General features: G+C 59.5%; 7 protein-coding genes. 6 read left to right on the top strand and 1 reads right to left on the bottom strand.

Translation table 11 applies throughout. The features are described from left to right. Nucleotides 1-161: 161 nt before the first annotated feature. On the bottom strand, nucleotides 162-1,907 hold the full coding sequence (locus E9954_RS06300; protein WP_136078365.1) for a hypothetical protein: 1,746 nt from the start codon (nucleotides 1,905-1,907) through the stop codon (nucleotides 162-164). Between the two features lie 44 nt (nucleotides 1,908-1,951). Between E9954_RS06300 and E9954_RS06295 the strand changes: the two genes are divergently transcribed. The 6 genes from E9954_RS06295 to E9954_RS06270 all read left to right on the top strand — a co-directional run bounded on the left by E9954_RS06295 (nucleotide 1,952) and on the right by E9954_RS06270 (nucleotide 13,013). Beyond that, nucleotides 1,952-3,070 carry a 1-aminocyclopropane-1-carboxylate deaminase/D-cysteine desulfhydrase gene (locus E9954_RS06295; RefSeq protein WP_136078364.1) on the top strand — a complete coding sequence of 373 codons (1,119 nt, stop codon included), beginning with the start codon at nucleotides 1,952-1,954 and terminating at the stop codon, nucleotides 3,068-3,070. Nucleotides 3,071-3,335: 265 nt separating this feature from the next. Further along, entirely contained in the window at nucleotides 3,336-4,454 is a 1,119-nt protein-coding gene (locus E9954_RS06290; protein ID WP_222847076.1) for a glycosyltransferase family 2 protein, read from the top strand. Between the two features lie 35 nt (nucleotides 4,455-4,489). Next, nucleotides 4,490-7,066, top strand: coding sequence for a M1 family metallopeptidase (locus E9954_RS06285; RefSeq protein ID WP_136078363.1), 2,577 nt, complete (start codon nucleotides 4,490-4,492; stop codon nucleotides 7,064-7,066). Nucleotides 7,067-7,283: 217 nt separating this feature from the next. Further along, complete coding sequence (locus E9954_RS06280) at nucleotides 7,284-8,741, top strand: circularly permuted type 2 ATP-grasp protein (RefSeq protein ID WP_136078362.1); 1,458 nt, start codon at nucleotides 7,284-7,286, stop codon at nucleotides 8,739-8,741. Continuing rightward, entirely contained in the window at nucleotides 8,741-9,694 is a 954-nt protein-coding gene (locus tag E9954_RS06275) for an alpha-E domain-containing protein (RefSeq protein WP_136078361.1), read from the top strand. The genes E9954_RS06280 and E9954_RS06275 overlap by 1 nt, the downstream gene beginning before the upstream one ends. Before the next feature lie 4 nt (nucleotides 9,695-9,698). Then, nucleotides 9,699-13,013 (top strand): transglutaminase family protein, encoded by a 3,315-nt coding sequence (locus E9954_RS06270; RefSeq protein WP_136078360.1) that lies wholly within the window; start codon nucleotides 9,699-9,701, stop codon nucleotides 13,011-13,013. The last annotated feature ends 4 nt before the right edge of the window (nucleotides 13,014-13,017 follow it).

The following is a 13,017-nucleotide window of genomic DNA, read 5'->3' as shown; positions in this document are numbered from 1 at the left end:
TCTTGCTGAAGTAAAACGCGCGGTTCAATGCGGAGGGAGGGTTCAATTGCGCCGCTTAGGCTATACAATATATAGTGTTCTCCCGAAAACGAACGCACAATATAGAGCAGAATCCGGGAGTTGAAGGAAAAAAACAAAAAATCGGTTTCAGGGGCAAACCACTAGGTGTTTTGCTGCAACCTCAAACGCTCGATGCGGATCTTGAGTTGTTCGGCCTCCTTCGTGTCCCCATCATTCTGGTAGACAGAGAGAAGCAACTCGAGCAACCCCTCCTCGTAGGCGGGGGGAAAGTGGTATTCCTCAACCAAATCTTCAACATAGCCTTCAAGAAACTTAACGGCTTCGCGGGTTTGCCCGGAATCCTTCGTCAACTTGATGTATTGCCGAATAAGGCCAAAGATTTTATTCCCCTGGTCTTTCTGGTCGTCGAGCATTTGTTCGAGCTCCTTGCGCGCCTTTTTCATATCGCCGGAAGCAATGATCTGATTGATCCGCTGATTCTCGAACGAACGGGAAATGTCGTCGCGGTCGTCATCCACCGCCCCGGCGGCGCTTCGCATCAACTGATCGGCCTCGTCGTTGCGTCCATTTTTCCGGAGCACGGTTTCAATCTGCCTGGCCGACTCCACGAGAATGTCGGGATATTCGCGGAAGGCATCCTTTTTATCGGCAAAGAGCGCGGTCAGCCCATCAAAATCCCGTTGCTGAACCAGCAACCCGAGCTCGATCTCCCAGGCCCGCAGCAATTTTTTCGAAAGCTCCCGCGCCAAACGGGCGCAGCGAAGGGCGGCGTCGGGATCGCGCCCCTTCAGGACTTCCGCAATGGAAACATAGGCACTGGCTTGCGTGGCATCGGCCGAATGCAGCGAGCGTTCGCAGGTGTATTCAACATCGTGGTCCGTCATCTGCCGGCGGGTTTGCGGATGGATGGCGTAGCCGGTGGTGTAGGAGTCGCCCTGGTAGCGGCCGACATCGAGCAACCAGTCGCCCTGCCCCTTCATGTAGGCGAACCAGGCATGGTTGGCGCTCTTGCCCGAGCCATGGAAATAGATGGCCGGAATCCCATGCGCCCGGGCCGTCAAGACCGCATAGTAGGCCTGGTCGACGCAGATGCCGCCCTGCTCCTCGATCGCCTTCAGCGTGTAGGTTCCCCGATCCCACGAAAAGCGCGAGCCGTTCAGGCGCGCATGGTCATAGTCGATATCGCTGTATTTTTCATCCCAGCCCGAAAGAGAGCCCGCCACGTTTTGGCGCGCCCACAGCAGCTCGCCCATCGGAGCAGGCACCACCACAAAGATCAGCTCGGAGGCGCCCAGCTTCGCATAGTCGATCTTCGCCGCACCGCTGGAATAGAGCGCCTTGAAATAGTCGTACACCTTGGCCGGATCGGTTTCAACCGGAAGCAGGTCGCGCCCCATCTGCCCATGCATCCTTCCCTTGCCGCCCTGGTCCATCACCACGGCAATGGCCAGCACCAAATCGAAATAGTCCGCACTTCCAGCCGGATCGTGCTCCTTCAGCAGCCCCATGATCCGAAAACACTCGCCGGCCTTGTCGGAGGGATCGAGCATATCCACCACCTGGTGCAACCGCTGGCCGGATGCCAGAATCCACTGCGCCGTTGCGGGGGCAACCTTCGCCTTCCGCGAAATCTCCATGAACCGCACGCAATCCGCCGCCGTGCCGAGCTGCCCCAACTCGCGCGTCGAAATGCGCGATGCCTTGCCCAGCTGCTGGCTTAGGTAGTTGGAAATCGTGTCGATGCCCTCCAGTTGGTTGCCCTCCTTCACATAGCCCTGCGTCGCCTTCCGCACCTGTTCCGAAGTCGGCGCCGCCCTGGTCGAAAAGGCCAAACCGCAAACCAATACAGCAACACCCACTCTCCATTTCCGTCCATTTGCGTTCATTCGCGGTTTTCCTTCCTGTGGCAAAGCGTTAGTTTATACGCACCATGAATGATCTTTTCAGCAATTTTCCGACCGCCGATGTTTCCGCGCTCCCCACGCCCGTTGTCCGTCTTTCAAATCTTGGGCACGACCGGCTCTTCATGAAATGCGACAACCTTAGCGGCGAAACCTACGGCGGCAACAAGATCCGCAAGCTCGACTTCCTGCTGGGGCAAGCGCTGGCCGAGGAGCGCAGGAGCGTCATCACCTATGGCGCGGCCGGTTCCAACCACGCGCTCGCCACCGCCGTCTGCTGCCGCCAGCGCGGCCTCAAGGCCATCTCCATCCTGGCGCCGCAGGAAACAAACGGGCATGTCCGCAAAAACCTCCTGATGCAACAGGCCGTCGGTGCGGAGCTGATCCTCTGCCCTGGTTTCAGCGACTTCCCGGAAACCACCCGCCAAGCGGTCGAGCGCTGCAAGCAGACCGACGGCCTGGAGCCCTACATCATCCCAGCCGGCGGCACCAATGCCACCGGGGCCCTCGGCTTTGTTAACGCCGCGCTCGAAATGGCCGGGCAGATCCAGCCCGACGTCATCTACATCCCCATGGGCACCGGCGGCACCCATGCCGGCCTGCTGGTTGGCCTAAAGCTTGCAGGACTCAACACCCGCGTCGAAGCCGTCCGCGTCGTCGAGCCCGAATTCCGCGACCGCACCCACATCCAGCAACTGTGCGACGAACTCTGTGCCAAACTCGAAAAAGGTCTTCAGGATCAATGCGGATTACTTGAAACAGAAGAGCGCAAAGGCCGCGAAGCGGATGAATTCCCCCTCCTTCGCGAGCTTTGCGATCTTGGTGTTGAAAAAAATCCACGCATCGAAGATTCCAACATCATCATCCGCGACGCGTTTTTCGGCGAGGGCTACGGCATGTCCACGCCCGAGGCGGAGGAGGCCGTTCGCCTATTCAAGGAACAGGAAAACGTCTACCTCGAAACCACCTACACCGGAAAGGCCACCGCCGCCCTGCTCCACGATCTCCGCACCGGTGCGCTCGATGGCCAGACCGTCCTCTACTGGAACACCCTCAACTCCCGCGACTTTTCGGATGAGGTTGCCCCGATCGACTTCCACACCCTGCCCCCCGACTTCCACTCCTATTTTTCTGGCGAAATAGTTTAGTGGCAGAATCATTCCATTCGACAGGAAACCGGGTCTTCACCGAAGTGCTTTTTCCCCGGGAACCCTGCGCAGAATCTCTTCAGGTATCGTTCCCGGCAAAGCGCAGCTTTCAACCACGGAACGCACGTCGCCGGGCATGTAGCACATGCGTCTACCGGCGTCACCGTTTTGTTTCACCTAAGCTGGAAAAGAACCCGCAGATGTTGCAGTTATGCTGACGGCCGTCAGCATAACTGCAACATCATGTGGTGGGGTTCGGAAGTGCATGGAGGGATCCCCGGCAGGAAACAGCTCTTTGTTTTTCCAGCTCAAGACGCTCTTCCGTGAAGAGGCGGAAAACATCTTCCACTACATTATTCTGCCTAAACATCCGCGATTCGGGTTTAATGCGTGCATGAAGGTTTCAGTCGTTATGCCGGTATACAACGCCGAGGGCACCGTGCTCCAAGCACTGGATTGCCTGCGCGCGCAAACCTATCCATCGCTGGAAATCGTGGTGGTCAACGATGGCTCCACCGACGGCACGCTGGAGCTGTTGCGCCGGCAAAAAGAGATCGTCCTGCTCGACCATTCCCACCGGGGCATCGCGCCTGCGCTCAACGACGGGCTGGCCGCCGCGCAGGGCGAATACATTGCCCGTATGGATGCCGACGACCTTTGCCATCCGGAGCGCGTCGAGTTGCAGGCTTCGTTCCTCGATACGTTTACAGACATGGGGATCGTCGGCAGCAAGGTCAAGTTTGGCGGCGACCGGAAAAAGCAGGCGGGCTATGCCGCGCATGTCGATTGGATCAATTCGCTGGTCGATCCCAACGCGATTGCACTCAACCGGTTTGTTGAATCGCCCTTCGCCCATCCGTCGGTCATGTTCCGCCGCGAGCTGTTCGAGCGGTTCGGCGCCTACCGCGACGGCCCGTTCCCGGAAGACTATGAGCTATGGCTGCGCTGGATGGCCAACGGCGTCGAGGCCGGAAAGGTGGATCGGGAACTGGTGACCTGGAACGATCCGCCCGACCGCCTTTCGCGCACAGACGAGCGCTACAGCATCGACGCCTTCTACGCAACCAAGGCCGACTATCTTTTCCAATGGCTGGAGAAAAACAACCCGCACCACCCGAACGTCATCGTCTGGGGGGCGGGCAGAGTAACCAGAAAGAGGGTCGATATCCTGTCTAGTTACGGATTACGCATCACGCATTACGTGGATCTCAAGAAACGCAAGCTCAACTGCGGCACCCCCGTCATCCAGCCCGACGAAATCCCCGATCCCACCACCTGCTTCGTGCTGCCCATGGTTGGCAAGCGCGGCGCGCGCGACAAGATCAGGGCGTTTCTGACGGAGCGCGGATTCGTCGAGGGCCAGCATTGCATCTTTGCGGCATAAAATCCTATCGTCCCTCGCATTACCCGGGAGTTGCCATGACTAAAATCCTACTCACCCTCGCCTTGTTGATCGGTCTGCTTGGATGCAAGGAGGAGAAGGATCCACTCCGGCTGGATCATGCCGTTAAACCCTTGATGCAAAAGATCACGCTATCGCTTGATCCCGACCAGGATTGGTACCGGGGTACGGTCGAGATCAGGATAAGCGTTCCTGCCGGAACCGAATCCTTCCGGTTCCACGCCCGGGACTTGGGGATCGAAAACGTTGAGCTGCACAGCGGGAATTGGAAAAGCGAGCTATCGTTCTCGGAGGGGGAAAAAGGCACCATCACCGCCACGGCTCCGGAGCCGATCAACCCGGGATACTGTTCCCTTCAGATCGGCTTCACCAACGTGTTTAGCCGGCAAGGCACCGGCATCTACAAGGTGGAATACGAAGGCCGCAACTATCTCTTCAGCCAGATGGAGCCGGAATATGCCCGCGACTCGTTTCCCTGCTGGGACGCTCCTGAATTCAAAATCCCATGGGAGCTTGAACTTCGAACCCCCACCAACGTCGCGGCCTATGCCAACACACCGGTTTGCTCGACGTTTATCGCAAAGGGCAGGAAGGTCACATCGTTCAAGGAAAGCAAACCCATGCCCTCCTATCTGGTTGCCTTTGCCGTGGGCGACTTCGAGGAGGTGCCGATCGATGATTTTCCAGTGGAAGGGAAGATCATCGTCCCCAAGGGAAAGACCGGCCTAACGGCGGAAGCCGCGCGGATATCGCCGCCGTTGCTCAAAGCGCTGGAAGCCTATTTCGGAATTCCCTACCCCTACGAAAAGCTCGACCAAATCGCCGTTCCGGAATTCAATTTCGGCGCGATGGAAAACGTGGGGCTGATCACCTATCGCGATACCGCCCTGCTGCGCGATCCGAAGGCCATCACCCTCGGACAAAAGCAATGGCTCGCCTCCATCGTTGCGCACGAGATGGCGCACATGTGGTTCGGCAACCTGGTCACTCCAAAATGGTGGGACGACCTTTGGCTGAACGAATCGTTCGCCTCATGGATCGCACTCAAGATGGTCAACGAGACCTTCCCCGAATACGAGATGCACAACAACGACATCCGCTCGCGCCAGCGCGCCCTGGATGCCGACTCGCTCTCCACCACGCGCCCGATCCGCCGCCCGATCGCGGCATCCGATGCCATGGCGCACCTGTTCGACTCGCTCGCCTACAACAAGGGCATGGCCGTGCTCGACATGGTGGAAAGCTGGATGGGGGAAGAACCCTTCCGTAAAGGCATGGCCGAATACATGAATGACCACGCCTGGGGTAATGCCGATGCCTTCGATCTCGCACAATCGCTCGGCACCGTGGCGGGGAGCGATGTGCTGGCCATCATGAAAAGCTTTGTCACCCAGCCGGGAATTCCTTTCCTCGAATTCGAACCGCTTGGAACCCGGGAAATCCGAATCAGCCAGCAACGCTATGCCCACCTCGGGACCACAGCGGACGAAACCCCGGAATGGATCGTGCCCCTTGCCCTGAAATTCGTCGATGGCACGACGCAGAAGGTTTTGCTGACCCAGCGCTCCCAATCCGTCCTCTTGGATCGCGCCGTTCAAGGATTCTACCCGAACGCCGATGAAAAGGGCTACTACCGCTGGACGTTGCCGCCGGAGCACATGACGCAACTCTCCGCCGATGTACGGCAACTCGACATCCGCAACCGCCTGGGTTTCATCAGCAACCTTGCCGCCCTCTTCAGTGCAGGGGCGATCGATGCGCCGGCCTATCTGGAAATCCTGGCATCCTTTTCCACGGATGAATCGCCCGAGGTGCGCCAGACCATCGTCGACAACCTTACCGGCTTTGCCGGCGGCCTGATTCCTCCCGACCTCGAAGAAGCCTATGGCACGTTCCTCTCCTCCGTCCTCAAACCCATGCTCGCCCAAATCGGCAGCGCGAAAGCCGAGGGGGAAGACCCCTTGATCGAGCAACTCCGTCCCGGACTGATCGCTGGACTTGGATGGCACGGTGATGATGCGGGGATCCTGCAGCTGGCCAAGGAAATGGCAATGGGGTATATGGCCGATCCCTACGCGGTCGATCCCTCGCTCGCGAAACCGTTCCTGCGTCTGGCGGCGCTCGCGGGCGACGAAGCCCTCTTCAACGCCTATGTCGAAAAATTTGAAACGGTAACCGAACCCACCCAAAAGGCCACCTATCTCAAAGGGTTGACCGGTTTCCGCGATCCGGAACTGATGGAGCGCGCTCTCGACTATGCCCTGTCCAACGCCGTCCCGCCGCACTTGTTCGGCACCATACCCTATGGCCTGACCAACACCGACGCCAACCGGTGGTTGGTGTTCGAGTGGCTCAAGGAAAACTATCCCGCCATCCAGGCCAAGGTTCCCGAGCAATCGCTCAGCTACCTTCCCTGGCTGGCCTGCGGACAGTCGCCGGAGCTGCTGGATGACGCCCGCAGCTTCCTGCTGGTGGAAGGCCGCAAAACCCAGGGCATGGAAATCGAATTCGGCAAGGTCGAAGCGGTCGTTAAGCTCAACGCCGCGCTCCGGGAAAAGGAGCTCGAAGGCATTCGCGGCTTTCTGTGCAAATAAGTTTATTGATACATATGTGTCACTTTCAAACCCGCCAATTACATATATGAATACCCATTTGCATGTGCTCCATTTTTTAGGGTTTTTAATCTCTTTCCCCTTTCCTCCTTTCCACTAGCCCTTTACAGCAACGGATCTTTCCCTCCCAATATTTATCGGATATCCGGTGGCATATTTGATGCTCAAGTGTATCGTTTGCGTAACATGAGGATGCAACATGACGTTTGAAGGCTATAAGACCGAATCCTTTTTCGATGAGCTATTCGATAACCAAGGACAGGCGCGCGATTGCGCCCGGTTGCTTGTGGAAGCCATCGAGAAACTCCCTAAAGGCGATTTGCGAAAACGCCAGAGTGCCAGCGAGCGCGCCATGCTCAGCATGGGCATCACCTTCAACGTATACGGATCGAACGAGGGCACCGAGCGCGCCATCCCCTTCGATATTGTCCCGCGCATCATTGACGGGAAGGAGTGGGATGGGGTCGAAGCCGGATTGAAACAGCGGATCAAGGCCGTGAACCGGTTCATCGACGACATCTACCACGAGCGCGCAATCATCAAGGACGGGGTGATCCCGGAATGGCTCTTCACCTCCTCCAAGGGCTACCTGCCGCAGTGCCAGGGCCTCAACCCGCCCGGCGGCGTCTGGGCGCATGTGACCGGCACCGACCTGGTTCGGGATGAACACGGAACCTTTTTCGTGCTGGAAGATAACCTTCGGGTTCCTTCGGGGGTGTCCTACGTCCTGCTCGACCGCACCTTGATGAAGCGCAACTTCCCCGAAGTGTTCCATAAAAGCGGTGTGCGACGGGTGGTCGATTATCCCATCGAGTTCATGAAAATGCTGCACCGCCTCGCGCCGGAGGGGGTCAAAAACCCCACGGTCGCGGTGCTGACGCCCGGAGTCTACAACTCGGCCTACTTCGAACACACCTTCCTCGCCCGGCAGATGGGCGCACTGCTCGTGGAGGGGCAGGATCTGTTCTACGACGGAAAATATGTCTGCGCGAAAACCGTGGACGGACTCCAGCGGATCGATGTGATCTACCGGCGGGTCGATGACGAGTTCCTGGACCCCCAGGTGTTCCGCGCCGATTCCACCCTCGGCTGCAAAGGCATGATGAAGGCATTCCGCGAAGGGCACCTCACGCTGGCCAACGCGCCCGGCACCGGCGTGGCCGACGACAAGGTGGTGTATGCCTTCGTACCCGACATGATCCGCTACTACCTGGGCGAAGAACCGCTGCTGCCCAATGTTCCCACCCACCTGTGCATCGACGAAGAAGCCCTCGCGTACACCCTGGACAACCTGGACAAACTGGTCGTTAAACCCGCCAGCGAATCCGGCGGCTACGGGATGCTGGTGGGCCCCGCATCCACCAAAAAGGAGCGTGCGGAATTCGCGCAGGTGCTGCGCGCCAACCCGCGCAACTATATTTCCCAGCCGACCCTCTCCCTGTCGCGCGCCCCGGTGCTGGTGAACAACCACTTCGAGGGGCGGCACGTCGATCTGCGCCCCTACATCCTGCACAGCGGCGACGATTCCTATGTCTTGCCCGGTGGCCTGACCCGCGTCGCCCTGAAGAAAGGGTCGCTGGTGGTCAACTCCTCCCAGGGGGGCGGAACCAAGGATACGTGGGTGGTGGATCATACCCCGGAAGAGGAGGCCATCTAATGTTGAGCCGAGTTGCAGAACAGATCATGTGGATGAGCCGCTATCTTGAACGTGCCGCAAACACCGCCCGTTTTCTTGAGGTGAGTTACCACCTCAACCTAGACCTTCAGCAAGGGGGGCATGACCAATGGCGTCCCTTGGTCGAAATTACCGGCGACATGAAGGTTTTCCAGGCCCGCTACGGCGAACCCACCAGCGAAAACGTGATGCATTTCCTGATGTTCAACCCCGAATACATCAACTCCATCCAGAGCTGCCTGAACATGGCCCGGGAAAATGCGAAGAGCCTGCGTGCAGCCATGCCCTCCGAGCTCTTCGAAGCCATCAACAGCCTGGGTAGGCTCGTGCCCGACGCCGCCCGGAAAAAGGATTTTTTCCACAGCCAGATCCTTGAACTCTGCCGCGAAGTGAAACGCGAATGCATGATGATCTCCGGCATGGTTTCCGAAATCATTGAGCGTGCCCGGGGCTATCATTTCTGGCGGCTCGGGGAATATATGGAACGCGCTGACAAAACATCACGTTTGCTGCACGTCAAATATTTCTACATCCACCCGCAGATCACCGACCTGGAAACTTCGATCGACGACATGCAATGGCTGGCGCTGCTGCTCTCGCTGGATGCCCGCGAGGCGTACCACCGCACCCACGGCCTCATCCAGCGCGACAATGTCATCCACATGATCGTCCTCAACCCCGCGTTTCCCCGAGCCATCCTCTTCTGCCTGCAATCGGCGTTGCAAAGCCTCAACCGGATCACGGAAGGCAAGCAGGGCGAACCGCACCGGCACTTGTGCGCACTGTGCGAACGGCTTGAATCGATGAGCGGTGCGGATATCATTTCGACCGGCCTGAATGAGTTCATCGAAGACCTGCAACTTGAAATGAATAATATAAACACCGAGATCTTTGAGCATTTCAATCCCGCCCCCAACCTTTCTTCCGGAGCCTGACCTTATGGCCATACGCGTTTCGCTACACCACAAGACCGAATATTTCTACGACCGCCTCGCCGAACTCGGCCCCCAAATTATTCGTTTGCGCCCCACTCCGCACTGCCGAACCCCGATCGTTAGCTATTCCTTGAAGATCGAACCCGAAGACCATTTCCTGAACTGGCAGCAGGATCCGCAAAACAACTACCTGGCCCGCCTGCTGGTCAACCAACCGACGCGGAAATTCAGCATGGAGGTCGACCTCGTCGCCGACCTCAAACCCATCAACCCGTTCGACTTTTTCCTGGAGGAAGACGCCGAAACATACCCCTTCGAATATGACTATAAGTTGCGACGCGAGCTGCGTTCCTATTTTGCCAAGCAACGCCTGACGCCCCTGTTCCAGGAATTCCTCGAATCCATCGACACCTCCGAAGTCCGCAGCATCGACTTTCTCGCCATGGTGAATGCCAAGGTGAACGGCCACCTCCAATATACGTTGCGGATGGATCCGGGCATCTACACCCCGGAGCGCACGCTCCGGGAAGGCAAAGGCAGCTGCCGCGATTTCGCGTGGCTGCTGGTGAACCTGTTCCGGCGGCTCGGGCTCGCCGCCCGCTTTGTTTCCGGCTATTCCATCCAGCTCGCCGCCGATGAAAAACCGGTGGATCCGAATGCACCCGCGGGGGTTTCGGACGATGTCTGCGACCTGCACGCCTGGTGCGAGGTCTACCTGCCCGGTGCCGGCTGGGTCGGGCTCGATGCCACCAGCGGGCTCTTCTGCGGCGAAGGCCACATTCCGCTCGCCACCTCGGCCGATGCCAAGGGCGCCTCCCCGCTCGAGGGCGGAATCAGCCAATGCGAAACCGAATTCAATGTCGAAATGTCGGTCACCCGCATCCACGAAGACCCGCGCGTCACCAAGCCCTACACCGACGGCCAATGGAATGCCGTCGTCAAACTCGGCGACCTCGTCGACGAGCGGCTGAAAGCCGGCGACGTCCGCCTCAGCATGGGGGGCGAGCCCACCTTTATTTCCGGCACCGACCTCGAAGGCGAAGAGTGGAACACCGGGGCCGTCGGCCCCACCAAGAAGCCGCTTTCGGAAAAACTGATCCGCCGCCTGCGCGCCCGCTTTGGCCCGCAGGGCCTGCTCCACTTCGGGCAGGGCAAGTGGTATCCCGGCGAGCCGCTGCCGCGCTGGGCGCTCGGCCTCTACTGGCGCAAGGACGGCCAGCCGGTCTGGGCCAACGAAAAGCTCCTCGGCAGTGAAAACGAAAAGTATGGGTATACCTATAAAGACGCGCTGGCCCTGACGGAAGAGCTGACCCGCCAGCTCGGCGTCGACCGCGACTACATCAACCCCGCCTTCGAAGACCCGGTTAAGTTTTCCCTGCGCGAACGCGAACTGCCGATCAACGTCGACCCGCTCGACAGCAAGCTCGACGACCCGCAGGAACGCGAACAGCTGCTCAAGGTGTTCAAACGCGGGCTGAATACGCCGGTTGGCTATGTTTTGCCGCTCGAACGCACCGGCAGCGGCTGGCAAAGCGGCCTCTGGATGCTGCGCGGCAAGCAACTGTATCTGATTCCAGGCGACTCCCCGCTCGGCCTGCGCCTTCCGCTCGAAAGCCTGCCCTGGGCGAAAAAGGAAGACCGCCCGGTGATGGGCACCGCCGACCCATCGGCCTACCACCCGCCGCTGCCCAGCCGCCGCGCCCTCGTGGTGCCGCAAAACCGCGGCGATGCACCGCGCGATGCCGGCATCTTCGAAAGCAATGAACAAACGTCCGACCAGCTTCCGCAATTCGGCGAGTCCGCCCCCTGGGTGGTCCGCACGGCCATGTGCGTCGAATGCCGCGAGGGGCGGCTCTATGTCTTCTTCCCGCCCTGCAGCAAGATCGAGGACTACCTCGACCTCGTCGCCGCCGTCGAACACGCCGCCGAGGTCACCGGCACGCCGGTGCTCATCGAAGGCTATGAACCGCCGCACGATCCACGCATTGAATACATGAAGGTCACGCCCGATCCGGGGGTGATCGAAGTCAACATCCAGCCGGCCTACTCCTGGCGGGAAATGATCCACAACACCTCGATCCTCTATGAAGAGGCGCGCGAATGGCTGTTGCGGACCGACAAGTTCCAGCTCGATGGCCGCCACACCGGCACCGGCGGCGGCAACCATGTGGTGGTCGGCGGCGCAACCCCCGCCGACTCGCCGTTCCTGCGGCGCCCCGATCTCCTCAAGTCGCTGATCGGCTATTGGATGAACCATCCGTCGCTCAGCTACCTGTTCAGCGGGCTGTTCATCGGCCCGACCTCGCAAGCCCCGCGCGTCGACGAAGGCCGCCCGGATGCCGCCTACGAAATGGAACTGGCGTTCCGGCAGATTCCGAATTCGAAGGATCCGTCCATCCCGCCGTGGCTGGTCGACCGCGTTTTCCGGCATCTGCTGACCGACCTCACCGGCAACACGCACCGCGCCGAGTTCTGCATCGATAAAATGTATTCGCCCGACAGCGCCACCGGACGCCTCGGCCTGGTGGAATTCCGCGGGTTCGAAATGCCGCCGCATGCCCGCATGAGCCTCACCCAACAGTTGCTGCTGCGCGCCCTGATTGCCGATTTCTGGGAACGCCCGTACGACGAACCGCTCACGCGCTGGCTCACGCACCTGCACGACCGCTTCATGCTGCCGCACTATGTCCATCACGATTTTTCAGCGGTGATCGAGCGCCTCAACGAGGCCAACTTCCCGTTCCGGCAGGAATGGTTCGCCACCCATTTCGAGTTCCGTTTCCCCGTCATTGGAACCGTCATGATCGACGGCGTAACGATCGAACTGCGCCAGGCGATCGAACCCTGGCTGGTGCTCGGCGAAGAGGCCGGCGGCGGAGGCACCGCCCGCTATGTCGACTCGTCGCTCGAACGCCTGCAGGTTAAGGTGATTGGACTCAACGAGCAGAAACATGCCCTTGCCGTGAACGGCATCGAGGTTCCTTTGACGGCCACCGATGAGCCGGGCGTTTATGTGGCGGGCGTGCGCTACCGCGCCTGGCAGCCACCGAGCTGCCTGCACCCCACGATTCCGGTGCACGCTCCGCTTGTATTTGATTTGGTGGATCGGCAAAATGCGCGCGCTGTTGGAGGTTGTACCTATCATGTCAGCCACCCCGGCGGAAGAAGCCATGAAATTTTCCCGATCAATGCACTCGAAGCAGAAACCCGGCGCGCCGAGCGTTTCCGGACGCTGGGCCATACGCCCGGGCCGTTCCAGATGCGCCGCATTCCCCGCAACCCGGAAATGCCGGTCACGCTCGACCTGCGCCGCCTTTAAAGAG

The organism is Pontiella desulfatans, assembly GCF_900890425.1.
In the GTDB taxonomy this organism is placed as follows: Bacteria; Verrucomicrobiota; Kiritimatiellia; order Kiritimatiellales; family Pontiellaceae; genus Pontiella; species Pontiella desulfatans.
Note: the sequence above shows the minus strand (reverse complement) of the source record. Positions and strands in the feature narration are given on the sequence as shown.